General features: G+C 54.5%; 26 protein-coding genes and 1 pseudogene. 14 read left to right on the top strand and 13 right to left on the bottom strand.

Features of this window, described 5'->3' with window-relative positions; all coding sequences use genetic code 11:
* The first annotated feature begins 147 nt into the window (after positions 1-147).
* The 6 genes from metX to B9Q17_RS10730 are packed head-to-tail and all read left to right on the top strand — an operon-like array spanning position 148 to position 4,649.
* Positions 148-1,296 carry a homoserine O-succinyltransferase MetX gene (gene metX / locus B9Q17_RS10755; RefSeq protein WP_058339927.1) on the top strand — a complete coding sequence of 383 codons (1,149 nt, stop codon included), beginning with the start codon at positions 148-150 and terminating at the stop codon, positions 1,294-1,296.
* On the top strand, positions 1,293-1,895 hold the full coding sequence (gene metW, locus B9Q17_RS10750; protein WP_022987589.1) for a methionine biosynthesis protein MetW: 603 nt from the start codon (positions 1,293-1,295) through the stop codon (positions 1,893-1,895). Before metX ends, metW begins: the two co-directional genes overlap by 4 nt.
* Positions 1,892-2,341, top strand: a complete 450-nt coding sequence (locus B9Q17_RS10745) for a DUF4426 domain-containing protein (RefSeq protein WP_425268618.1) — start codon at positions 1,892-1,894, stop codon at positions 2,339-2,341. Before metW ends, B9Q17_RS10745 begins: the two co-directional genes overlap by 4 nt.
* 4 nt (positions 2,342-2,345) lie before the next feature.
* Positions 2,346-2,945: an RdgB/HAM1 family non-canonical purine NTP pyrophosphatase gene (gene rdgB, locus B9Q17_RS10740; protein WP_058339928.1), complete on the top strand. Its 600-nt coding sequence runs from the start codon at positions 2,346-2,348 to the stop codon at positions 2,943-2,945.
* Between the two features lie 4 nt (positions 2,946-2,949).
* The gene (hemW, locus tag B9Q17_RS10735; protein ID WP_094625219.1) at positions 2,950-4,098 is read left to right on the top strand and encodes a radical SAM family heme chaperone HemW; all 1,149 of its coding nucleotides are present in this window, start codon (positions 2,950-2,952) and stop codon (positions 4,096-4,098) included.
* Complete coding sequence (locus B9Q17_RS10730; RefSeq protein ID WP_094625218.1) at positions 4,098-4,649, top strand: hypothetical protein; 552 nt, start codon at positions 4,098-4,100, stop codon at positions 4,647-4,649. The genes hemW and B9Q17_RS10730 overlap by 1 nt, the downstream gene beginning before the upstream one ends.
* A gap of 33 nt (positions 4,650-4,682) precedes the next feature.
* On the opposite strand, the gene trmB is transcribed toward B9Q17_RS10730, so the two are convergent.
* Positions 4,683-5,408 (bottom strand): tRNA (guanosine(46)-N7)-methyltransferase TrmB, encoded by a 726-nt coding sequence (gene trmB / locus B9Q17_RS10725; protein ID WP_058339930.1) that lies wholly within the window; start codon positions 5,406-5,408, stop codon positions 4,683-4,685.
* Between the two features lie 97 nt (positions 5,409-5,505).
* Positions 5,506-6,216: pseudogene (locus B9Q17_RS10720) on the bottom strand (ATP-binding protein); the annotation flags it as partial.
* 170 nt (positions 6,217-6,386) lie between these two features.
* Here B9Q17_RS10720 and B9Q17_RS10715 point away from each other — a divergent pair.
* From B9Q17_RS10715 to B9Q17_RS10685, 7 genes are all read left to right on the top strand, one after another.
* Positions 6,387-6,998, top strand: a complete 612-nt coding sequence (locus tag B9Q17_RS10715) for a TnsA endonuclease N-terminal domain-containing protein (protein WP_208618779.1) — start codon at positions 6,387-6,389, stop codon at positions 6,996-6,998.
* Complete coding sequence (locus B9Q17_RS10710; protein WP_094625216.1) at positions 6,991-8,925, top strand: TnsB C-terminal domain-containing protein; 1,935 nt, start codon at positions 6,991-6,993, stop codon at positions 8,923-8,925. Before B9Q17_RS10715 ends, B9Q17_RS10710 begins: the two co-directional genes overlap by 8 nt.
* Positions 8,922-9,818: a TniB family NTP-binding protein gene (locus tag B9Q17_RS10705; protein WP_094625215.1), complete on the top strand. Its 897-nt coding sequence runs from the start codon at positions 8,922-8,924 to the stop codon at positions 9,816-9,818. The genes B9Q17_RS10710 and B9Q17_RS10705 overlap by 4 nt, the downstream gene beginning before the upstream one ends.
* Complete coding sequence (locus B9Q17_RS10700) at positions 9,776-10,906, top strand: TniQ family protein (RefSeq protein WP_094625214.1); 1,131 nt, start codon at positions 9,776-9,778, stop codon at positions 10,904-10,906. The genes B9Q17_RS10705 and B9Q17_RS10700 overlap by 43 nt, the downstream gene beginning before the upstream one ends.
* A gap of 587 nt (positions 10,907-11,493) precedes the next feature.
* A complete protein-coding gene (locus tag B9Q17_RS10695; protein WP_094625213.1) occupies positions 11,494-12,351 on the top strand; it encodes a hypothetical protein in 858 nt (285 codons plus the stop codon).
* 324 nt (positions 12,352-12,675) lie between these two features.
* Positions 12,676-13,251: a DNA adenine methylase gene (locus B9Q17_RS10690; RefSeq protein WP_208618778.1), complete on the top strand. Its 576-nt coding sequence runs from the start codon at positions 12,676-12,678 to the stop codon at positions 13,249-13,251.
* On the top strand, positions 13,251-14,084 hold the full coding sequence (locus B9Q17_RS10685) for an 8-oxoguanine DNA glycosylase (RefSeq protein ID WP_094625211.1): 834 nt from the start codon (positions 13,251-13,253) through the stop codon (positions 14,082-14,084). The genes B9Q17_RS10690 and B9Q17_RS10685 overlap by 1 nt, the downstream gene beginning before the upstream one ends.
* Here the strand turns inward: B9Q17_RS10685 and B9Q17_RS18050 are convergent.
* The 4 genes from B9Q17_RS18050 to B9Q17_RS10670 are packed head-to-tail and all read right to left on the bottom strand — an operon-like array spanning position 14,019 to position 16,828.
* The gene (locus tag B9Q17_RS18050) at positions 14,019-14,699 is read right to left on the bottom strand and encodes a nitroreductase family protein (RefSeq protein WP_154707629.1); all 681 of its coding nucleotides are present in this window, start codon (positions 14,697-14,699) and stop codon (positions 14,019-14,021) included. The genes B9Q17_RS10685 and B9Q17_RS18050 overlap by 66 nt on opposite strands.
* Positions 14,677-15,282: a 7-cyano-7-deazaguanine synthase gene (locus tag B9Q17_RS10680; RefSeq protein ID WP_094625210.1), complete on the bottom strand. Its 606-nt coding sequence runs from the start codon at positions 15,280-15,282 to the stop codon at positions 14,677-14,679. The genes B9Q17_RS18050 and B9Q17_RS10680 overlap by 23 nt, the downstream gene beginning before the upstream one ends.
* Entirely contained in the window at positions 15,279-16,487 is a 1,209-nt protein-coding gene (locus tag B9Q17_RS10675; RefSeq protein WP_094625209.1) for a PfkB family carbohydrate kinase, read from the bottom strand. Before B9Q17_RS10675 ends, B9Q17_RS10680 begins: the two co-directional genes overlap by 4 nt.
* Positions 16,488-16,507: 20 nt before the next feature.
* Positions 16,508-16,828 carry a hypothetical protein gene (locus B9Q17_RS10670; protein ID WP_094625208.1) on the bottom strand — a complete coding sequence of 107 codons (321 nt, stop codon included), beginning with the start codon at positions 16,826-16,828 and terminating at the stop codon, positions 16,508-16,510.
* A 464-nt stretch (positions 16,829-17,292) separates the two neighbouring features.
* Between B9Q17_RS10670 and B9Q17_RS10665 the strand changes: the two genes are divergently transcribed.
* Complete coding sequence (locus B9Q17_RS10665; protein WP_094625207.1) at positions 17,293-17,610, top strand: putative PII-like signaling protein; 318 nt, start codon at positions 17,293-17,295, stop codon at positions 17,608-17,610.
* An 8-nt stretch (positions 17,611-17,618) separates the two neighbouring features.
* On the opposite strand, the gene corA is transcribed toward B9Q17_RS10665, so the two are convergent.
* The 7 genes from corA to B9Q17_RS10630 all read right to left on the bottom strand — a co-directional run bounded on the left by corA (position 17,619) and on the right by B9Q17_RS10630 (position 24,129).
* Complete coding sequence (gene corA, locus B9Q17_RS10660; RefSeq protein WP_094625206.1) at positions 17,619-18,572, bottom strand: magnesium/cobalt transporter CorA; 954 nt, start codon at positions 18,570-18,572, stop codon at positions 17,619-17,621.
* The gene (locus B9Q17_RS10655) at positions 18,572-19,597 is read right to left on the bottom strand and encodes an FAD:protein FMN transferase (protein WP_244177369.1); all 1,026 of its coding nucleotides are present in this window, start codon (positions 19,595-19,597) and stop codon (positions 18,572-18,574) included. The genes corA and B9Q17_RS10655 overlap by 1 nt, the downstream gene beginning before the upstream one ends.
* On the bottom strand, positions 19,594-20,445 hold the full coding sequence (locus B9Q17_RS10650; protein ID WP_094625205.1) for a mechanosensitive ion channel family protein: 852 nt from the start codon (positions 20,443-20,445) through the stop codon (positions 19,594-19,596). Before B9Q17_RS10650 ends, B9Q17_RS10655 begins: the two co-directional genes overlap by 4 nt.
* Positions 20,435-21,085, bottom strand: a complete 651-nt coding sequence (locus tag B9Q17_RS10645; protein WP_094625204.1) for a class I SAM-dependent methyltransferase — start codon at positions 21,083-21,085, stop codon at positions 20,435-20,437. The genes B9Q17_RS10650 and B9Q17_RS10645 overlap by 11 nt, the downstream gene beginning before the upstream one ends.
* Complete coding sequence (locus tag B9Q17_RS10640) at positions 21,082-22,062, bottom strand: calcium/sodium antiporter (RefSeq protein WP_094625203.1); 981 nt, start codon at positions 22,060-22,062, stop codon at positions 21,082-21,084. The genes B9Q17_RS10645 and B9Q17_RS10640 overlap by 4 nt, the downstream gene beginning before the upstream one ends.
* 10 nt (positions 22,063-22,072) lie before the next feature.
* A complete protein-coding gene (locus B9Q17_RS10635; protein WP_094625202.1) occupies positions 22,073-22,876 on the bottom strand; it encodes an undecaprenyl-diphosphate phosphatase in 804 nt (267 codons plus the stop codon).
* Positions 22,877-23,133: 257 nt separating this feature from the next.
* The gene (locus B9Q17_RS10630; protein ID WP_094625201.1) at positions 23,134-24,129 is read right to left on the bottom strand and encodes an IS30 family transposase; all 996 of its coding nucleotides are present in this window, start codon (positions 24,127-24,129) and stop codon (positions 23,134-23,136) included.
* Positions 24,130-24,298: the final 169 nt, after the last annotated feature.

Here is a 24,298-nt window from a genome sequence, read left to right as displayed (position 1 = left end):
CCCGGGCTCCGGGCCTTGCTCGCCGGCACCGCGCCGGTTGCAGCAACCACCCCCCGCCTTTAAACTGCAGTGCTGGCGCGTTTTTTCCGCGCACCCCATGGCCTATGGCCAGAACCTTGTGGACCGGATCAGGAACTCAACACACCCATGCCCGATTCCCTGCCCTCGGATTCCGTTGGCCTTGTCAGCCCGCAGACCATCCATTTTAACGCCCCGATCGACCTGGCTTGCGGTCAGTCCCTCGAGAACTACGACCTGGTGGTGGAAACCTACGGCACCCTGAATGCCGATGCGAGCAACGCGATCCTGATTTGCCATGCCCTGAGCGGGCACCACCATGCCGCCGGCTACCATTCGATGGAAGAGCGCAAACCCGGCTGGTGGGACAGCTGCATTGGCCCCGGCAAACCGATAGATACCAACCGCTTCTTTGTGGTCAGCCTGAACAACCTTGGCGGCTGCCACGGCAGCACCGGGCCCGGTTCCGTCAATCCGTCCACCGGCAAACTCTACGGCCCGGACTTTCCGGTTATTACCGTAGCAGACTGGGTAAAAAGCCAGGCCCGGCTGGCCGATCATCTCGGCATCCAGCAATGGGCGGCGGTTGTGGGCGGCTCCCTGGGCGGCATGCAGGCTTTGCAGTGGAGCCTGGATTTCCCGGAGCGGGTGCGGCATGCAGTGGTGATTGCCTCGACCCCCCGGCTCAGCGCCCAGAACATCGCCTTCAACGAAGTGGCCCGCCAGGCCATCACCTCGGACCGGGAATTCCACGAAGGCCGCTACTACGAACACGATGTCCTACCTCGCCGCGGGCTGATGCTGGCGCGCATGGTCGGCCACATTACCTACCTGTCCGATGCGTCCATGGGTGAGAAATTTGGCCGGGAACTGCGGGAAGAGGCCTACAAGTTCGGCTTCGATGCCGAATTCCAGGTGGAAAGCTACCTGCGCTACCAGGGCGAGCGTTTCTCCGAAAGCTTCGATGCCAACACCTACCTGCTGATGACCCGGGCCCTGGACTACTTCGACCCGGCCTACGAACACGGCGGCGACCTGTCAAAAGCCCTGGCACCGGCACAGTGCGAATACCTGGTGCTGTCATTCAGCACCGACTGGCGGTTCTCGCCTGAACGGTCGGAAGAGATGGTGAATGCCATGATCTCCGCCCGCAAGAAAGTCAGCTACGCGGAAATTGATGCACCCTGGGGCCACGATGCGTTCCTGATCCCGACACCCAGATACACCGACATCTTCACGGCCTACATGGACCGTGTTGCCAGGGAGGTTGGCGCATGAGACCAGACCTCGAAATCATCCAGCAATGGGTTGAACCCGGCCACCACGTACTGGACCTCGGCTGCGGCGATGGCACCCTGCTTGATTTCCTTCAGCGGGAACGGGGCGCCAGCGGCTTTGGCCTGGAGATCAACCCGGACCACATCACCACCTGCATGGGCAGGGGCGTGAGCGTGATCGAGCAGAACCTGGACACCCAGGGCCTGGATAACTTCGATGACGGCATGTTCGATGTGGTTTTGATGACCCAGGCCCTGCAAGCCGTTCGCCGGCCAGACAAAGTCATCGAAGAAATGCTGCGGGTAGGCCGGGAAGGTATTGTCACCTTCCCCAACTTTGCCCACTGGCGACTGCGCTGGGGCCTGGCCCTGAGCGGCCGCATGCCCGAATCCAATGCGCTGCCGTATAAGTGGTATAACACGCCGAATATCCGGCTGTGCACCTTCAAGGATTTCGAGGCCCTGTGCCGCCAGAAAGGTATTCGCATCAAGAGCCGGCGGGTGGTCGACGGCCAGCACCAGAACAGCTGGCTGGCCAGGCTGTGGCCGAACCTGCTGGGAGAAATTGCCATCTACCGCATCACACGGGAGAACCCATGATGATCACACGTACTGTTTCAAAACTGGTGTTTCTAGCCTTTGCCCTGTTGATGGCCGTGCAGGCCCAGGCCGGGGAGAAAGATTTTGGCGACTACCAGGTTAACTGGAGCGTTTTTCCCAGCACCTTCCTGGACCCGGAAGTTGCCAAGGCCAACAAATTGCAGCGCAGCAAGGGCATCGCCATCGTCAACATTTCCATCATGGCCGAGAACGAACACGGCCAGCCTGCGCCTGTGGGCGGCCAGGTTGAAGGCCAGGTGTCCAACGACATCCAGCAGGTAAACTTCCTGGCGTTCCGGCGCATCCAGGAAGGCGATGCTGTGTACTTCATCGCCCAGTACCAGTACCGGTCCGGCGACCTGATGACCTTCAACATTACCGCCCGCCCCACCGGCCACCAGCAGGACCTGCCGGTGCGGTTTTCCCACACGCTGTTTAACGACTGAGCCTATGTCACAGAAACTCGTCATCGCCAGTAACAACAAGGGCAAGATTGCCGAACTGACCGACCTGCTCGGCCCACTCGGGCTTGAGCCCGTTGCCCAGGGCGCGCTGGGCGTGGGTGAAGCTGAAGAGCCGGCGGTCACCTTCGTGGAAAACGCCATTCTCAAAGCCCGCCATGCTGCCCGGGAAACCGGTTTGCCCGCACTGGCGGATGACAGCGGGCTGGCAGTGGATGCCCTTGAAGGCCAGCCTGGCGTGCGCTCTGCCCGCTATGCCGGCGCCAATGCCACCGATGCCGACAACGTGCAGGCCCTGCTGGCCGCCCTGAAAAACGTGCCTGAGGCAGAACGCAGTGCCCAGTTCCACTGTGTGCTGGTATACCTGCGCCACGCCGACGACCCCACACCGGTTATCTGCCACGGCCGCTGGCCCGGCAGAATCCTGGCCGAGGCCCGCGGTGAAGGCGGCTTTGGCTACGATCCGGTGTTCTACGCCCCCGAATTCGACTGCAGCGCCGCCGAGCTGACCCGGGAGCAAAAAAGCAGCGTCAGCCACCGTGGCCGCGCCCTGGCCAGCCTGCTGGAACAGTTAAAGGCGGAGGCCTGACGGCATGACCGCCACCTCCCCCGTGGCGGTCTGCCCGCCCCTGAGCCTGTACATCCACGTACCCTGGTGCGTGCGCAAGTGCCCCTACTGCGATTTCAACTCCCACGCCATCCGGGGCGATATCCCGGAAGCGGCGTACCTGCAGGCCATCCTGGAGGACCTGGAGCCCGACCTTGCCTACCTGCGCAGCCGCCCCATCGAAAGCGTGTTTATCGGTGGCGGCACCCCGTCACTGATGACCGGGGACTTCTACCAGCAGCTGTTTACGGCTTTACGCCAGCGTATGGACTTTAGCGACAACGCCGAGATTACCCTTGAGGCCAACCCCGGCACCCTGGAAGCCGGCCGCTTTGAGAGCTTTCGGGAAGCCGGCATTAACCGGCTGTCGATCGGTGTGCAGAGCTTCAACCCGGAGCACCTGAAAACGCTGGGCCGTATCCATAATGCCCAGGCCGCCCACGAGGCCATCGAAGCAGCCCGGGCCGCCGGCTTCGACAATTTCAATATCGACCTGATGCACGGCCTGCCGGGCCAGACCCCGGAACAGGCGATAGGCGACTTGCGAGAGGCCCTGAGCCACAACCCTGCGCACTTGTCCTGGTACCAGCTGACCATCGAGCCCAATACCGAGTTCTTCTCTCGGCCGCCACCGCTGCCGGATGACGACCGGCTTTGGGCCATCTACCAGCAGGGCTCGGAGTTTCTGCATGCTGCCGGCTTCACCGACTATGAAGTGTCTGCCTGGTCCCGGCCCGGCCGGGAAAGCCGCCATAACCTGAATTACTGGTTGTTCGGCGATTACCTGGCCCTGGGTGCAGGTGCCCACGGCAAGGTCAGCCTCGAAGACGGGCGCATCATTCGTTACTGGAAAACCCGGCAGCCGGACGCCTACCTGAACCGTATCGGCAGCCGCACTTCAGGCACCGAAGCCATCGAGCCGGAAGACCGGGCGCTGGAGTTCATGATGAATGCCCTGCGCCTGAAACAGGGGGCTGATGAGCAACTGTTCAGTGAACGAACCGGTTTACCCCTGAGCACGGTTGCGGTACAACTTGGGTCATTAAGAAAACAGGGTTTGTTGACCCCGCACCGGATTCAGGCAACGGAGCAGGGGCAGAGGTATCTGAACAGCCTGCTGGAGCAATTTCTCTGATGGTTACCGTACAGCGTCCACCGTTCCTGCCAGTAAAACCCATGCGTTCGCCCATGAAGGCGTCCCTGGTACTGGCCGTCGGCCTGTTTCTGGTCATCGCGGTGCTTAACCAGTCTCTGAAAACCGAAGCCGCGCCCCAGGGCATTTTCAGCTTCCAGCTGGCGGCAACGGCTGAACAGAGCAGTGCCATACTGCAGAGCTGGGGGCAGGAGAACCTGGCTTTCGCCAAACTCTCGCTGTGGCTCGGGCTGCTGTTCACCGTGGCCTGGCTCGCGTCCCTGCTTCAGCTTACCCGGCACTTTACCCGGGACCGGCCGGGTATCCGGGAGCGCAAGGTGGCGCGCTGGGTGCGGGTACTGTTTGTAATTGCAGGGTTGTGTGACGTAGCGGAAAACTCGGTGCTGCTGAACAACCTGGCAACGCCGACCGATGCCATGAGCAGCTCCGCTGCGATTCTCGCGCTGGTAAAGATTACCGGAGTGATGCTGGGTATTGCGGGATTGGTGGTGATCCGGGCGGCGCGCCGGCACCCCCTCAGCCAGCCTGGCTAAGCAGCATGGCTGAGGAAACGCCGGGGCAGCAGATCAGTTGGTGCGATAGAACAGCAAGTCCCACACGCCGTGGCCAAGCTTCTCGCCACGCTTCTCGAACTTGGTAATCGGGCGGTCATCCGGGCGCGGAGAATAGCCACCCTGTTCCTGGGTGTTGGCGAAGCCTTCGGAATCGTTCATCACTTCCAGCATGTGTTCCGCGTAGTTTTCCCAGTCTGTGGCCAGGTGCAGTACACCACCCACCCGCAATTTATGACGGATGCGCTGAATAAACTCGGGCTGGATCAGCCGGCGCTTATGGTGCTTCTTCTTGTGCCACGGATCCGGGAAGAAGATCATCACCCGGTCGAGGGAGGCATCCGGCAGGCACAGGTCGATCACATCATTGGCGTCGATGTTGTAGACCCGCACGTTCTCCAGGCCACGGTCTTCCACATCCTTAAGCAGTGCGCCTACGCCCGGCAGGTGCACTTCCACGCCAATAAAATCCTGCTCCGGCGCGGCTTCGGCCATATCCGCCAGCGACTTGCCCATGCCGAAGCCGATCTCCAGGTTCAGCATGTTGTCGCGGCCGAACACCTCGCGGGGGTCGATCATGCCGTTGTCACGGCTCAGGCCGTACTTGGGCCAGCTGCGGTCAAAGGCCTTTTTCTGGCCTTCAGTCATCCGGCCCTGACGCAGTACAAAGCTGCGCACACCACGGCGGGTGGTAATCGGGTTTTCGCCGGAAGTCTCCTTCGGGTCGTTCTGGTCGCTCATCTGTTATCCTCACGCGCCTTCGCGGATGTGTTATCAGGAAATTGCCGACAGTTTAACAGACTCCGCAGGGCCAGACCTGCTCCCGGACAGGTGAAACTCAGGCTGAAACCACCGGGCCCTGATTCTGCTGGCGATCAAGCTGACGGTAGCCCAGGGCTTCCATCAGATGGTTGCGGGCGATGCCCCGCTCACCGTCAAGGTCTGCCAGGGTGCGGGCCACCCGAAGAATCCGGTGCAGGGCCCGGGCCGAAAGCCCCAACCGCTCCATGGCTGCCGACAACAATTTTTCGCTGCCGGCATCCAGCCGGCAGGACTGGTGCAGCAGATTGCCTGCCAGAGCGGCATTCAGGCTCCCCCGCTCCGTTTGCGCCGCCCGGGCTTTCAGCACCCGTTCCCGTACGCTGGCACTGCTTTCTCCAGCTTCACCAGAGCCCAGCAGCACCTCGCCGGTCTGCACGGGCACCTCCACATGCAAGTCAAAGCGGTCCAGCAACGGGCCGGAGATCTTCGAGCGGTATCGCATCACCTGCGCCGGCCCGCACTGGCATTCAATGGTGGGATGGCCGCTGTAGCCGCAGGGGCACGGATTCATGGCGGCAACCACCTGGAACCGGGCAGGAAAGGTTACCTGCCGGGCAGCCCGGCTGATGGCAATCTCGCCGCTTTCCATCGGTTCCCTCAGTACTTCCAGTACCCGCCGCTGAAATTCCGGAAGCTCGTCCAGGAACAATACGCCCCGGTGCGCCAGGGAGATTTCTCCGGGGCGCGGGCTGCTGCCGCTGTCATATACTGTAAAAAGTGAGACAGTGGCAACGAGGAATCATGACGTTAGCCTGCAAAAAACACATTTTAATGAGACAATATTTTTTGAATTGGTGAGACGAGGCCGAGATGAACGGAAATAGCCGAGACAGTCTTCAGATCAGGGAATCTGTAAGGAAAATCGGGACTACACGTCGAAGCGTTTCAGGCACTTATATGTTCCGAGGCGAAACTCCCATCCAGTTCGAATCAACTCTGGAACGCGACTTCCTGATAAGGAAGGCCTTTTCTCGAAGCGTGCTTAATGTGGTTTCCCAGCCAATCCGCATTCCATTCCAGACGAGGGGTGGTCGCAACTTCCACTACACTCCCGATTTCCTTGTCTATTATCGCCTCGGATCACGCGACTATCTCGATTATCCACTCCCAATGCTGGTGGAGGTAAAGCCGGAGAGCGAGTGGCAGGCCCGGTGGCGAGACTGGCTGCCGAAATGGAAAGCTGCTTACCGATATGCACGAGAGCAAGGGTGGCTATTTAAGATTCATGATGAGTCCCGAATTCGGGATCAAGCTCTGCGAAATATCAAGTTTCTAGAGCGCTTCAGTCGCATGTCTTTCCCGGAAACCGAAACTGGCGACCTGATCCAAAACCTTAGCGAAATGGGTAGCGCCCCTGTCCATTATCTCCTGAGCAGACATTATCCCGGAATTTACCGCCCCCAAGGGTTGGCCCATATCTGGCACTTACTTTCGACCCACAAACTTGAGTGCGATATGAGCCGACTGCTTAACGACACAACAACTGTATGGGTGACTGCTGATGAGTGAAGAGCATAATTACGAGCCCTCTAATGAAGCCCTTGAACCGATTCGGCAGCGAATCAGCGTGAACGTCGGCAACTACCTTCAACATGGTGATGACGTATATAAGATCACTCAAGTGCTGGATTATGACTCTGCCATTGGGATTAATGTGGCGACAGGACGATCCTCACAGCTGCGCATTAAAGAGCTTCGCCCAGCCAACAACGCCGGCGAGGAAAGCGATCACACCTATCAGGATTTGGAGGAGATCGCAGACTCCGATTGGGCAGAGGCTGAAAAACGGTATTCGGCGATCAAGCCACTGGTGAACGAACTTAGCCCGGGGCGAGCGGTTGTCGCGGAGCGAGCAAAAGAAGTTGGCGTTGGCATCGCGACTTTATATCGCTGGCTCAATCGCTTCAAAAGTATGGGAGTGGTGTCTGCGTTGATTCCCCAACAGCGAGGCTGGAAAGCCGGCAAGGGACGAATTTCTGGCTTGACCGAGAGAGTTATTCAAGAAGTCATCGACGACGTATACCTGACACCCCAGCGCCCGACTGATCAGACCGTCGTATTAGAGGTCAAACGTCGATGCCATGAGCGGGGTCTGAAGGCTCCTAGTGCTACTGCGGTCCGTTCCAGACTCGCGAAAATCCCAGAGCGGATCAGAATGCGAAAGAGAGGGTACCGTGAAAAAGCCCGCAACCAATTTCAGGCAACTCCGGGGCGTTTCCCGAATGCAGACTACCCTTTAGCCTACATTCAAATCGACCACACTCAGGTCGATATCATCTTGGTGGACGATGATTTACGCCTACCGGCCGGGCGCCCCTGGATTACGCTCGCAATTGATGTGTTTAGTCGCATGGTCACCGGGTATTACCTTTCATACGATCCTCCCTCCACAACGTCTGTAGCGATGTGCATGGCGCACTCAATTTTGCCTAAAGACGACTGGTTAACCCTGCATGGAGTTGAAGCGGATTGGCCTGTCTATGGGGTTCCTTCGACGGTGCATGTCGATAACGGTGCCGATTTTCGCTCTGAGACGTTCCGGAAATCTTGCCAGATGTATGGCATCAACCTGGAATATCGCCCGGTAAGAGCGCCACGATATGGTGGTCACATTGAGCGGCTTCTTGGCAACTTCATGAAAAAGGTGCATGAGCTGCCAGGCACTACGTTTTCATCGGTTCCGGAAAGAGATGAATACGATTCAGAAAAGCATGCAACCATGACACGATCGGAGTTCGAGAAGTGGTTGGTAACTCTGATCACCCGCTACTACCATAATGACCGCCACAGCGGATTGGGCATCCCACCAATAAAACAATGGGAAATTGGCATCTTCGGGGACAAATTCACTCCAGGTATAGGTATCCCACCCCAGCCAGGAGACAAGACGACGCTATTGCTAAACTTTCTACCCGCATTCCGGCGGACTGTTCAAAGCTTTGGGGTAACCGTTGAGGGGATGCATTACTACGACGAAGCGTTGCGGCCGTGGATAAACGCCAAGGACCCAGACAACTCAAAGAGAAAACGTCAGCTGGTTTTTCGCAGGGATCCTCGCGACATCAGTTACCTCTGGTTTTTTGACCCCGATCTGAAACAGTATTTCAAAATACCATTCGCGAACCTGTCTTTACCGCCAATGAGCGTGTGGGAACTGCGACAAGCAAAAGAAAAATTGAAAGCTGAGGGAAAAACATCATACAACGAACACTTGGTACTGGAAGCGATTACAGATCTTCGGAATCAGGTAGACGACGCCAAGCACAGAACCAAAAAAGCTCGCCGGCAGGCGCAGCGCCGCAAAGAGCATGAACGAAAAATCAGTCCCGCTGAACCGATCCCTTCCGAAGCACCCAAATCGGCTGTTAACGAATCCTGGGATGATGATCTTCTTGACGACTCAGCTGAAATTCGTGGCTTTGGAGATATTTCATGAGCGAACAACTCTATGATCATATCCACCCCGAATTCAGGCATATAGCCTGCCTGAGCATGGAGGAACGACTTGAGTTCCTCGACCAACCTCGGTGGATAGGTTATCAGGCAGCACAACAGATCCTGGACACCCTTCAAGGACTGATGAGGAAGCCAAAACAACCGCGAATGCCAAACCTGTTAATCGTGGGCGACTCGAATCAGGGAAAAACAACACTGATTCGGCGTTTTTACGAACTGTGTGGCACTCCCTACATCAATGACGAAGCAGATCCGATCAAACCGGTCATTGTTGCAGAAGCATCATCTAACGCCGATGAAAAACGACTCTACTGTTCGATACTGGAACGATTCCATGCCCCGTACCGTCCGACTGACCCCACGACAAAACTTCTGTATCAAGTCATTCACCTTCTCAGGGAATGCCGGGTAAGAATACTGGCCATTGATGAATTCCATTCACTACTGACCGGTTCCGCTATAAAACAACGAGAGGTGATGAATGCGATCAAGATGCTCTGCAATGAGTTGGCTATACCTATCGTAGGCATCGGGACACGAGATGCGGTGAGAGTTCTCCATACCGACCCTCAGCATGCCAGCCGATTCGATGTTGTAGAGCTCCCACGCTGGGAGCTCAATAAACAGTTCCAAAGCTTGCTCGTAGACTTTGAGGCCGTTTTGCCTCTCAGAAATCCCTCCAAGCTTCACCAGCGAGAGCTCGCAAAGCTCCTATATTCAATTTCTGAAGGCAATCTTGGCAACCTGCGCCGGCTCGTCAATCAGTGTGCCGAAGACGCCATACGGAGTGGGCAGGAGCAGATCACAGAAGAGATCATCAGGAAGAATAAATGGCTGCAGCCTACACGTGGCATTCGGGAAGTCATGCTCTAAAGGCACAATGGCCCGTACCAACTCCGATTTTACCGGACGAGATTTTATCGTCCTGGCTGGTTCGCACGGCTCTTAGGCAGGGGTGCAGTCCAATGACCCTCGCTGCGACGATCTGGCCCGGGTGGAGAATGTGGACGTTAGACACGGACCGTTCCCTGTCCTTTGATCGACTCAGGATTCTTTCGATGCGTTCTGGTATTGATCCGGACGCGATCCGGGCCGCTACACTCCATCCGACAATTAGCAAAATTCAGCAAAACCCCTTAGCTAAAAAAGCCACCTGGCCCTGGACGTTGACCATTGGCGCTCGTAACGTCAAACGTCGAAGTGGCTTACAGTATTGCCCTCTTTGCCTGGAAGAGGACGCCTCACCGTATTTTCGACTCAACTGGCGTTTTGCCTGGCACACTGGATGCCAACGACATCAATGCACGCTGCTAGATCGATGCTGGAACTGCCAGTCTCCAATCGAACCCCATCGTCTGACAGAGCTCGCACCTAATGCAACTACATGCCCAACTTGCGGTGAACTTCTTGCTGATGCGTTAACGGAAGGAATTGATCCCTACGCAGCTGCACTCCAACAAGCTACTGACCAGGCACTTGTGACAGGATTCTTTAGGCAACCAATTGCAGAAGGAACTGTCTTCGACTGGTTTCAACTGTTGAACTTTTTCGTGTCGCTGATTCGTCGGTCTGCCTGTACGAACACTGATACCCAGTCACACCTGTTTCAGCTCCTCGACATTGATGTACCGGATGGCTTCCCTCTCCATTCCGGCACCAATACAGAGTGGCTCCCCATAGCTTCCCGGCAAGCGCTCCTGAGAACCGTTTGGAGCTTCATCACCGTCAGTCAGGAGGACTTCAAGTCAAAACTGATCGAATCCGGCATATCGAAGCAAGGTCTTACAGAAGACATAGATTCCGTGCCGCCCGCTATTCAGGATCTTCTTCACCAACTGCCGGATGCGAAGCGTAAGCCGAGGAAAACGGCGACTACGCGCAAGCCTGGACCTCGACCTCGCAGAGAGGTGGAGCGGATGATGGCCCGACTCCAGCGTAAGCTGGAAATGAGGCAACGATGACTGCTCCCAAAAAACGACCGCGCCAAACCGAGTGTGACGAATGCGGGAAGCGTCCCGTCACAATTCATCGGATCTATCATGGTCATCGCTACTGCGGCACTTGCTACGCCCGGGTTTTCGTCAGATCTGACTGTCCAAAATGTCAAAATCCCGCACGCTTGCCTCGCACTCACCCAGAAGCTATTTGCCAGACCTGCGAGAGAAACAAGCCATGTATTCGGTGCGGCAAAACTCGTTATCGAACTGGTCGGATTTCACAGTACGGGCCAGTCTGTAATGCGTGTTCAGTTTACTTTCGTGTCCAAGAGCCCTGTGAAGCCTGCGGCACTCTTTCCAGGCGATTGAGTCGGATTACCGGAGTACACGGAGGAAAACGTATTTGTCCTGCTTGCGCCGGTACCTTTCGCGGCACCTGTGCCGCTTGTCGACGCAATCGTCAGCTTTTTGAGGGGCCGGCCGAGCAGCAACTTTGCAGAGAATGCCTCACGCACGGCTATCTTGAGTGCCCTAGCTGCAAAAAAACGATGCCTGCAGGATATGGCAGTCGTTGTGAAGATTGCTATTGGCACGATGCCTTTCGGAAAAGGATGGAGATCAATTCTGCGCTTTTCCAGACCAAGCAGGTGGCACAAGATTTTGGGAGCTTCGGGACGTGGATGAGCCTCAGATCAGGCTACAAATATGCTGCACTCCGATTAAATCGCTATGCCTGCTTCTTGCAGGAAATTGAGCGTCAATGGAGGTGCGTCCCGGAGGCAGACAGTCTGGTGCGCTCTTTTGGTCCTGAATACATGAGACGCCACCGACTTTTCACTCAGTGGCTTGGCGAAGTTCATTCGTTGACTGTCAGTACTGAAGCGTTTAGGCATGCAGCCGAGAGTCGGCAAATTCAAAACTTGATGGACCAACTACCCGCAAACTCCTCTTATCGTCAGCTCGCAGAGGACTACCTTCGTGTTCTAGAGCAACGTCATGCCGCAGGCAGAACCAGCCTCCGTTCTGTCAGGCTTGCGTTAACACCCGCGATCGCTCTGCTCAAAGCTGCCGGACATTCAATCCTGGGCCAAAGGCACCTTAATCGTTATCTAGAGGCCAAACCGGGGCAACGAGCGGCCCTTACAGGCTTCATCAGCCATCTCAGAAAGCAGCATGCCTATGAACTCACCATGCCAGCCAAGTCGTCGCTACCGAACCAACGCAAACGCATTGAAAAGCGGTTATTGGAGCTCCTTGAAACAGGAGTCAAGAGTCAGACGGCCAAAAAAGAATGGATATATTTGGGCCTGAGGTATTTCCATAACGTTACAGCTCGCAAAGCTCAAAAGGCGGTCTCTGGGGCCCGACAACCAGCTCTAAGTCAGGGCATCAATGCTCATTTAGAGGGGAAGATCTATTGGCTGCCTGCATTCCCAGCGCCTTCGGATGCCCTATCAGCGGGGCATTAGAGATCAGCTTGGTCTGCAGACTCGCAGGTTAAAGACACCCCGACAGAGTAAGGCATTTCCCAATTGCGCAAGGGTTAAAGCAACTATACAACCTGTAAGTGTGGTGTGCTCGGCCTCATCGCCCTGCTGCTGAATAGTTAACCCACATGCGTCATAAAAACCTAATGGCGATATCCAAAAACAGGGATTGACATCATCGTCATTTCTGACGATGATTGATTCATGAGATATCCGGGCGGGAAAGGTAAGTGCTACCAGCGCTTAATCAATCTGATGCCACCGCATCAGACATACATTGAATCGCACCTCGGTGGCGGAGCCGTTATGCGCAACAAAAAAGCTGCGCTGCGGAACATCGGTGTGGATCTGGATGCCAAGGTCGTTGAACGGTGGCAGTCGGAGCTTCCTGGCGTTTGTGAGCTCTATCAAGATGACGCAGTGACCTTTCTGGAGCGCTACCCGTTTGAAGGTCAGGAACTGGTATATGTTGACCCTCCATATATCCCGGAAACACGTCGCCGAGCGAAAGTATATCGCTGCGATTACTCGAAAGATGATCACATGCGCTTACTCCAGTGCGTGGCTGAACTACCCTGCAATGTAATGCTATCCGGCTACGAATGTGACCTCTACAACCGAGAGTTAGCGGGATGGCGCAAGATAAGTTTCTCAGCTAAAACTCATGCAGGAACGCGAAACGAAACTGTGTGGATGAACTTTGACCCGCCAACGCGCTTGCATGATAGCCGCTATCTGGGCGACACCTTCCGGGATCGTCAAAAAATCCAGCGCCGCAAATCAAGACTCCGTTCTCGCATCAAATCTTTAGACCCGATCGAGCGACACGAACTACTGCTCTGGATGCAGGAACACTACGGCAATGCCACGGAGACCGCATAATGCAAGTAGGTTCTATTTTTTTCGACAAAGCAGTCTTGAATGTTGAGCTGCCAAAGGCGGATGAAGAGGTTATCCCCGGCGTCCCATGGGGAGCGATTGAGGCGTTCCCAACGCCAGCCTACTGGGCTTACCAGGTTTATGCCCGCAGGCTTGCCGGCAATCGGATTAACTATAAGCTTGGAGCAACTCTTAAAGAGGAAATTGGCGCCTGCTTGTTAGGCGGCCATGGCATCCCCTCTAACATTGGCCTGGCTGCCTTCCATCAACTCAAGGAACGTGGTGCTTTTAACGATCGGCCACCGTCAGAAGAAACGCTGCTTAAGTGGCTAAAAGAGCCTATAGAGGTCGACGGAAGACTTGTGCGATACCGTTTTGCCAAACAGAAGTCCCGCTACCTTGCAGCAGCGCTCCAAAAACTTTCTGTTGAGCACCCCCCACTTAGTACGGGCAAAGCCCTGCGTGACTGGCTGCTAGACATTCCCGGGATCGGCTACAAGACCGCCTCATGGATCGCTCGCAATTGGTTGGACGCGGACGACGTAGCTATTCTCGACATCCACATCCTCCGGGCGGGATTGCTGGGCAAGTTCTTCAAGAGCGAGTTGACCGTTGAGCGCCACTATTTGCAGCTTGAAGAGCAATTCATCCGCTTCAGCAAAGCACTCGGCGTGAAGGCATCCGAGCTTGATGCGCTAATGTGGCTGGAGATGATGTCTTCTCCCGCCACGGTGCACAGCATCATGGGGATGGGGCATAAAAGCTCAAAGTCAGGCTCCCGGCGGAGATCCAATAAGAGCAAGGCCGACACCAACCAGCTTGCCTTGATCACCTAAATTGCTAGCCCAAGGCTCGCCTGTGATGCCTAAGGGACAAAAATTGAGTCCTAAGGCTGTCGCAGTAAATGCCATCACAGCAAGCAAAGAGCCCGCATCGCGCCAAATTAGGCTACATCCGTCATGGTATTTACCCAACGTTTTACCTGGCTCAGCCAAAAAGAGAATACGGATTGCGTCATCTGCTCTTAGGACTTCTTGACTATGTTCATAGAGCCCTGAAAGCTCATCACTTGCCCGCCTTATTTCGGCCAGCTCGTGAGTTCTGGGACGATACAACCACCATCGATCATCTCCTGGCCATCTCATCCCAACGTGAATCGGGTGAATCGCGCCAGCAGATGGCGAGGCTCTATGCTCCAAGTCGAAACCAAGCTCAGAAGCTCCGACCCCTCGGGTCCTGCAGGCATGCCATAGAAACCGCCCAAGCTGATACTTGTCCACCCTGCCAAAACGGCGCTGCGACATCCTCGAATTCAGGATCTCGCCGAAAGTAGGATCCAGAACTTCCATCGCTGCTGGAAGAGGACGGATTTCGCCCAGGTCCCATTCGACAGGCTCATACAAGTCAGGCTGGCATTTTGGCAGAGGATCACCTAAGTCGATCCAGGTCATACCCTACCTCTTGAAATACTTCCATATATTTGTTGCATCCGCGACAATCCCCACACGCTAGATGCGATCTATGACAACTATGAGCCCACGCAAGAAGCTCCGCTGGGATGCCCGACTGAATGACAAGGTCTGATGTAGAAAGATCAATTGCAGGAGCCTCAACCACCATTTGACCTTCCTGCTGGGAAAGCAAGTGGCTGATCGCTGAAATGAATTCCGGCGCTCCATCTTTATGCGAGGCATCTGATTTCACCGTGCCTAGCCACAGATGGGTCACTCCGAGAGAGATAGCCTTCATCGCGGCTAGAGTGATCAGCAACTGGTTTCTGTATGGCCACCAGTCTGAAGCGGGAGCCAAGTCGCTGGCCTCCCCACCGGCCATATCCCCCGATCCGAGACTTCGACAATCAATCTCAATGACATGGTGAGGAATATTCAGTTGTTTGCAGATGGTCTTTGACACCTCAACTTCAGCCTGTGCCGCCAGTTGACCGTAGTTTAGGGTCAATGCAATATCTGGACGCTTCCACCAGGCAATTGTTAAGGAATCCATCCCCCCAGACAGCAAGAGACAGCTCTTCATAGAGCCACCGCTTCCCAGACTGTTTGATAGATGGCACTAACGTAATCATCGGTGATATGACAGTCGGAGCCTTCCATCATTTTCCTGTCTTGATCAGATTCGTTCTCCGAATAGAAAACGACGGGCTTGTTCAACGCCCGGGCATAGCCAACCTCGTAAATCGTACCGGAATCAAGTCCATCACCAAGCGCCAATAGCACATCGCAATCACGCACCCCTTCAAGGTCTTTTTGAACAACGTCGTCGGCAGAGCCGATACCGACGTCGTGATAGGGAGAAAATACGTCCATCCCCATTGCTTGCAAGTCTCTTCGAGCCTGCCCAACCAGCCACAGCTCTGCTAAAGTAAAAAATGGGCCTGCGAGGTACACCGTTGGCCTATAACCATCCCGGTAACGAGCAGAGAGCTGCAAAGCCTGCGGGTTAAAGCTGGCGAGCAAAGAACTGTCAGGAAAGCCTTGGTTCTCACAGTAAAACGCAGTAGCGATTGACGCAATCTTTGCGGCTTCGGGCGCGGATAGACCTCCATCCATCCAACCCTGCGCAAAGTGGGCTGCGAAATTATCACCGGAGCCAATCTTCCACACTCGCTCCGTTCGATATGAAGGCACTGTCGATATGGCCCCCTTGTCGTACACGAGCGCTCCTTGGGGGCCCATTTTGATAACGACCACCTCTGCGCGTTCTTGATTAGCGAGCGCATTGGCGAGGTCCTGCACAGAAAGACCGCTGGAGTTTGGCACTAATAATTCGGCCTCATAACGATTCAGGACTAGTGCCAGATGCTTAGCTGTCGAGCCATTCACCCTGAATAATTCAGGGTCGTCAGCATTTTGTGGATCAAAGACCGCATACTCTGAATGAACAACAGCCGTGCCATCGATCATGCCAAACCGCAGCACTTTCTCCGCAGTAACTTGCATTTTTGATCGAACGCTGCCGCCCCGAATCTCTGGCGTAGAAAGGCCATGGATGTAATCAAATTTCACGCTCCTATCTATATTAGAAGCAATGAATCGAAACCCCTCATACGCAGCCCGAGCATCTATAACCACCTCAGCGTCACTATCGACACAGGCATGCAGCTCAGCCTGACCACCGAATCGAGCTATCGCTGTTGCTGCTCGACCTGCTGACCCATATACATCATCCCAAGCAGGACGCATGCACCGTTCACGATAGACTCCTCCAACAATAGTAATCATGAAGCTCTCCCTGCTCTTGATTAGACGTGATAGATCCGAAGACGCACCTGGCCACCACTAATATGTAGCACGCGCGCCTGGTACTGTTCCCCCTCATTCATGCAGTTACGCAGTTGACTAAGGAGGGGATCGACAATCCCGCCCGCCTCAGCGCCATTCCATAGCGCAACGACGGTTTGCTGTCCGGCAGACTGTGATAAAACTATGTCAAGAATATCGTTGACTGCCAGATTTGCGACGACCGACACTTTTGGAGAAGCAAGCTGGGTATCAAGCTGAAGAGTCGCACATGAGGGAGCGGGATTGGATGGAGCCAGATAGCTACCGCCGGAACCGGACATTTACATTTCCTTATGACAAGTGAATCAAGTGAATAGATTTAAAGTTTTACCATACAATTAAAGGCCGACCAATACCTGCTCAATATCGATCACACCGATATTGACTGTCGTCATTTGTAGTGCCAAACACACGCAGATACAACCCAACGAGTTGCCCCTTAGGACTCAAAATCCCAATAAAGCCTATGTCCTCAAGAAAATCGGGGGCTTGCCACCCAGACACCCTCTCATGAAGAAGGGCCTCCAAACGTTTGGGTGTATCCGCGAAAGGCATTGGAGTTCTATGCAACGGAATCGGTACCCAGAAAGAGAGAGCTCTGCGCGTCCGCGATTGCCGAGACGCCAGCAGTCCCTTAGCGGGAAATCATCAGGTCTACCTATAACACCTGGGTTCAGTCACCATGACGGTATTGGGTATGGCCACGGTCGCGCTGATTAAACGATTTTGACGGAGGAAGCGAGTTATGAACGGTTACCAACTGACATTTTTCACGCAACAGGATCGCAAACATCACAGCCTGCCTCTGGCCGAATGGCTGCTGCAGGAGGCGCGTCGTTTAGGGATACACGGCGCGACCTTGCTGACTGCCGCGGAAGGCTATGGCCATTCCGGCCGGATTCATTCCGCCCATTTTTTTGAGCTGGCTGATCAGCCGGTCGAGGTGACCATGGCGCTCAGCGAAGGTGAGGCGAACGCAATATTCCAACGTCTGCGCGACGAGAATATCAACGTGTTTTACGTGAAAACGCCTATCGAATACGGGATGAGCCATGACCGATGAACGAGAGTTCACAGCCAGCCCTTGCGTTTGAAATACCAGTACGGTGCGATGCCTGAGGCAATCATCAAACCGATAGCCCAGGGATAGCCCAACAACCATTTCAGTTCCGGCATATAATCGAAGTTCATCCCATAGATGCTGGCGATCAGAGTTGGCGGCAGAAACACCACTGCGGCAATCGAGAAGATCTTGATGATCTGGTTCTGTTCGATGTTTATGAAACCTTGAGTGGAGTCCATCAGGAAGTTGACCTTGTCGAACAAGAACGTGGTGTGAGACATCAGGGTTTCCACGTCGCGCATTATCTCGCGAAGTGTGTCCGCCTGTTCCGGCAGGGCTTTCAGGTGACGCAACAGGAAAGATATATCACGCTGGGTATCCATTAGACAGAGTCGTATTTTGCCGTTGCTGTCTTCTAGGCGGGCGAGTCTAGTAATAGCCTCTTCCAGTTCAGCGTTTTCATCTTCCAGCACCAGGTAGCTGACTTGTTCTAGTTGGCGATGAAGGTCTTCAAGTGTGTCTGCGTGGTTTTCTACTTTTTGCTCCAACAAGGTAACCAGCAATTCCTGCGGTGTTTTTGCCTCTACTTGCCCACGTCTTGCGCGCATGCGCAATAGCCGAAAATCCGCCAGATCACCTTCGCGGATGGTGATCAACCGTTCCTTTTGTAAGATGCAAGCGACAGACACGGTATTATGCCGACCTTCGTTCTGAGCTAGAAATAACGAGTGGACATGGATGCCTGCTTGGTCCACAAAGCAGCGAGCAGAGGCTTCAATTTCTTCTACTTCTTCAGATTCCGGCAGATCTGCATGTAGAAGTCGTTCCAGCAATCTGCGCTCATCCACGTCAGGCTCGTGGGCATCGATCCACTCAGCCTCTGGCAGACAGCCACTAATTTGGTCAGCAGTAAATTCGATCTCTCGGATTAGGCCTTCTTCGATTTTGAACAGTCTAAGCATCAGTGCACCTCAATATTTTTTTCTTTCAGGGCTTGCCAAGCATCGGTTGGCATCTCGCCCAGTTGATCGCCGTCTTCGCTGATAAACAGAGCTGCAATGTGGTTCTGCTGGGCAATTGCCAGACCGTCCTTTGCGCCAAGACATAACAATGCTGTGGACCAGGCATCCGCTTGCGTTGGATTGTCATGAATCACTGTGACGGAAACGGTGTTATGGACTATCGGCTTTCCTGTGCGGGCATCCAGCACATGACTAAAACGTTTGCCTTGATCATCAAAATAATGGCGGTAAGTGCCAGAAGTCATAATCGCGGTAGGACTATCTTGATTGATGGCGATTGTTTTTTGTACCGCTCTACCTCCCGGCAAAGGCTTTTCCAACCCAATTCGCCATGCAGACCCATCAGGTTTACGTCCACGGGTTTGTAACTCTCCCCCAATCTCCACCAAATAGTTAGAAATACCGGCTGCCTCAACTACCGCAGCGATGCGTCCGACACTGTAACCTTGTGCTATAGAAGAAAGATCGACCCGTAGTTTCGGAACAGTTTTTTGCAATGCTTCATCGGAGGGGATAGCGAGTCGTTCAAAACCGATGTGTTGGCGCACCTCGGCCAACTGTTTGGTCGTGGGCGGCGTGAGCGTGTCGCCTTTAAAGCCCCAGAGATCGAACAAGGGTTTGATCGTCAGGTCATAACAGCCATGGCTTGCCTCGCTGACCAACTGGGCGGCTTGTACCAAAGAGACTATTTCTTCGCTCACCGTAATCGCTATTGTTGTTTTATTTTGGTTGAACTGTTCAATCATGGAGTCTGAACGGTAGTTGGAGAGTGCTTTATCCAGCCGTTCAAATTCGGCGTCAATTTTGGTTTTCAAAGCATCGGTATTGACGCCACCTGGCTGCCATACAGTCACATGCCAGGTGGTGCCTTGAGCAGAACCACCCAGAGTTTGCACCTCATCAGTACGCGTGCAGGCACTCAAGTAAAGAAGCGTGATAATCAGCAGTGCGGTTCGGATCATCATTGACCCTCTTTTTCAGTTGCCTGGTTATTACAAGTAATGACATGAAGGCTACGCTGCGGGAAGGGAATGGTGAGTCCTGCCACCTCGATGGATTCCTTCACTCGTTTATTCAAATCCCAGTAGGTTTGCCAATAGTCGTCATTGTTGGCCCAAGCACGAAGCTGGAGATTCACCGCGCTCTCCGCCATGGAAGCCACCATCACCTGAGGTGCGGGGTTTTGAAGTATACGAGTCTCTTCTAAGGCAATTTTTTTCAGAACTGCCAGCCCTTCATCTATGGAATCCGAATAAGCAATACCAACGATAATGTCCATGCGGCGTTTACCGTTACGGGTAAAATTCTTGATGCTGGCTCCCCAAAGAATACTGTTCGGTGAGGCGATATACAGACCGTCAACCGTCTCAAGAATAGTGGTGAATAAATTGATTTCGAGGACAGTTCCCGTCGTGTTGCTCACCTCGATGAAATCCCCGGTTCGGAACGGGCGCAAAATCAGCAGCATAATGCCAGCGGCGATATTGCTTAACGTGTCCTTGAGTGCCAAGCCAATAGCCAAACCTGCCGCACCAACCAGGGCAATCAAACTAGCAGTGTTGACCCCGAAAATATCCAGAATGAACACGCCACCGATGGCGTATACCGCATAACCAGCAGCAGTTGAAAGTATTGGAATCAGGGTGGCATCGAGCTTCTGTAATCGAGCGTTGGCATTGTGAATGCTGCGCCGAATGGCCTTGGCGATAATCGCGCTGGCGACCAGAATGACTATGGCTAGCAAGCCCTTGTAACCAATACTGATCAGGGTTTCCGAATAACTGTTCCAGAATGCAGATAGATTATCCAGCATTTACAGATTCTCCTTCTTGATGAGGATTGAATTGGGATGTGTGGTATTTAGGTGTTCCGTAAAAGTGCCAGACTTTGGCCGGGGGTAAATTACGCCAGACCTGGCTGACGCAGGCTTCTTTAACGCCAAGGCGGTCTCGAACCGCTTTCTTTAATGGCGACAACAGACTGTAGCTGAATTGAATGAAAGGCCCGCTGCCTCCTGTTAGCGCGAAGCTTTGATGTAGCAGGCTGGCCTGCATACGCGCGGGCATGGCAAGTAAAGGCAGCCCCGAGACTACCGCCCGAACCGGTAACTCGATGCTTGACGTTGACAGTAAACTCTTGAGTGAACGTGCATCCCCCTGCAAAACACGGATGCCGGGAAATCTCTGCTTCAGAAAGCCACAGAACTGCGGATCGCGTTCAATAATCAGAATGTCTTCGTGCAAGACGCCTCGTTCGAGCAGGGCAGCGGTAATGGCACCGGTTCCACCACCAAGCTCGACTACCATGCCTCCCGTTTCGGGTAAGGCCGAGGCCATGGCTCGGGCCAGGTCACTGCTGCTGGGCATGATTGAGGCGACGCTGAGCGGTGTTCTCATCCACTTGCGGAAAAACAGCCAGTTCGCATCATGATGGGTTGATACCCGCCTGATCATGAGGTGCCACCTAATACCGACACCACCAACCAGGTATTGTAAGCAGCAAAGGCCAGCAGTAGTAAACTCCCCTCGATCCGGTTGATCCGCCCTTGACCGCGAAAGCCATAGGCCATCACAAACAGCCCGGCAGTCATCGCCATCATCACCGGCCAGTCCCGTGTCATCACCTCGGGGGCAATATGCGGCATTGGCGCGATGATGCCCGCAATGCCAACCACAGCCAGAAGGTTAAACATGTTGGAGCCCACCACGTTGCCAATGGCGATGTCATGCTCGCCCTTGCGGGCGGCAATTACCGAAGCCGCTAGCTCCGGTAACGAGGTGCCCAGCGCGACAATCGTCAGACCGATAATCAGGTCACTCACGCCCAGCGCCTGGGCGATGGTCACAGCGCCCCACACCAGAATACGTGAACTGACGATCAGCAATATCAGACCGACGACCAGCCAGAAAATCGCCCGGCCCAGAGGCATGGGATGTACGATCATCTCCTGTTCAATTTCAGTTTCCAGCGCATCGCCTCGGCCCTTCAGTGCGGCAAAAATAGTCCATCCGACCAGGCCGAAGAAACCTGCTAACAAGATCAGTGCTTCAGTCCGACCGAGTGCGCCATTCCAGAACAACGCACCGGATACCATTCCAATCACGAGCAAGAGCGGCAACTCCTTGCGCACGATTTTCGAATGGACGGCTATGGGCGCCACCAATGCAGTGATCCCGAGGATCAGGCCAGTGTTGACAATATTGGAGCCAAGGGCATTGCCTAGTGCCAGGTCCGGATTGCCATCCAGCGCCGCCATGGCGGATACCACCATCTCCGGAGCAGACGTACCAAAGCCCACGATCACCATACCAATCAGCAAGGAAGGCATGCCGGCATGTTTGGCCGTTGCCGCTGCACCTTCCACGAAACGGTCTGCGCTCCAGACCAGTAATACAAAGCCACCGAGGATGGCCAGAAGTGCCATTATCATTATTAACCCCTTATTTCATCAAAACCAGAAAGATCACTCCGGCAAGCACTACGCGGTAGATCACGTAGGGCCACATACCGAAACGATTTAGCCATTTCAGGAAAAAGTGAATGGCGGTCAGTGCCATCATGAAAGAAGTCACGCCACCCGTCAGGAAGGCGAGCCAATCCACGCTCGTCTCACTAGTTGCCAATTCAAGCAGCTTTGCGCTAGCCGCTAGTGCAGTGATGGGAATCGCTAACAGGAACGAGAAGCGTGATGCAGCCTCTCGGCTAAGGCCAAGCAACAGCCCAGCAGTGATGGTAGCGCCAGAGCGCGACGTGCCCGGGATCAGAGCGACGGCTTGAGCCGCTCCAACCACAATCGCATCCCACCAACTTAAGGTTGTAAGCTCCCGCGGTCGGTCAGGCCGCCGCCAATCGGCCCACCCCAGTAAGAGACCAAAGATCAGCGTGGTGAAAAAGATGATTTGGATCGAACGTAACTGCTTGTCAATCAGGTCGAGCATTAGCAAGCCAGCCACAGCTGCCGGCAAAGTGCCTATGACAAGAAACAGGGCTAACCGACCTTGTCCAATAAATCGCCGCTGCATCACAGAGGCAAAGCCATCATGCGTCAGTGCAGTTACATCCTGGCGGAAGTAAAGAACAACTGCCAGCAGAGTGCCAACATGAACAGCTAGGTCAAAGGCAACGCCCTGATCCGCCCAACCAGCTAAAGCTGGCACAAGAATCAGGTGAGCTGAGCTGGAAATCGGCAGGAATTCAGTTATGCCCTGAAGAATGCCTAACAAGAGAGAATGCAACAAATCCATCAGCACTCCTTTTCAACAGCAGAAGCACCGGTCGGGGTGTAAATCACTAACATAAAATCCTCAGGGGTGGACGATGCATACCAAGGCACACGGCAACGCCCACCCCGGAACGCTGTCAATGCCTTAGGTCTTGTCAATCCACTTAGGACATGACCGCCACGAACCTATGGGTTCGGAGACTGTTGACGGCCAACTCAGATTGTACTGAGAGACTACTCCCCTAAAGAAGGCATTATGTTATCAGTTACATCCTGAGTTCAAGTAATAAGTGCAGCACCACCTGTCTTGAGGACCCCTGAGTACTCGCCCCAGAATACCTCTGCCAGTGTGCGATATCCCAGTCGCTTTCTGGGACGGTTATTCAGTTCATCGACCGTTTGGTTGAGTTCGGACTGACTCAGTTTCGAGAAGTCCGTGCCTTTGGGGTAGTACTGGCGTATCAACCCGTTAGTATTTTCATTCGTCCCGCGCTGTCCTGAGCAATATTGATCGCAGAAGTAAGTTGCCATACTGAGCGCACCCGCCATTCGCTGATGCTCTGCGAACTCGCTCCCGTTGTCCAGGGTGAGGGTTTTGACGGCTCCCCGAATCGGTCTCAGTAGTCGAATAATGGCATCCGCCGCCAATGACGATTTAACCCGTGGTAGCCGACCTGCAAGCAGGTAGCCACTACGGCGCTCTACCAGAGTCGCAATGCCTGATTGCTTGTGTCCATGAAGGACGGTATCGCCTTCCCAATGACCGATGGTGAGCCGGGTATCAACCTCCGCCGGGCGCTGCTCAATACCGGTGCGGTTTGGGATTTTGCCCAGCCCTGCCTGTTTGGCTTTCTCGCGTTGATCACGGCGGGACCTAGGCTGACGGCAAAACGTCCAAAGATCGCCACCGGAACGTCGGTCTCTGTGAATCAACTCGTAAATCCACTGCCGACTGACTCGGACTCCGCTGCCTATACGCACCATCACACCAGCAATCTGGTCCGGACTCCAGCGTTTGCGAATCAGATCGCTGACCCAGTGGATGAGTGACGATGCCCGCTTATGTGCCTTATAGGCTGATGCACGCCGCTGGTCACTGTGGCGCTGGGCTTGGTCGGGGTCATATCCCTTGGCACCACTATTGCGTTTTATCTCTCGGCTGATTGTTGTGTTGTGACACCCCAGCATCTGGGCAATCTGTCGTTGGCTTCTCCCTACCGTCTGCAGGGCTGAAATCTGGTATCGTTGTGCCTGGGTCAGTTGTCGGTATCCCATCTGTGCTTCACTTTGGTCGGTAAAGCGAATGAGGGTACCGGCAACGGCCCTCCTTCCTCCACCTGGTTACGACCAAATGCTGCGGTTATTATCTGAACTCAGGTTAAAACTATATTTGTTCATTTGAGCGCAGGGTGATGGAAATCTATTAAAGCTAGGCAGCTTTGGT

Origin of the sequence: Marinobacter vinifirmus, assembly GCF_002258215.1 — a bacterium.
Taxonomy (GTDB): Bacteria; Pseudomonadota; Gammaproteobacteria; order Pseudomonadales; family Oleiphilaceae; genus Marinobacter; species Marinobacter vinifirmus.
Note: the sequence above shows the minus strand (reverse complement) of the source record. Positions and strands in the feature narration are given on the sequence as shown.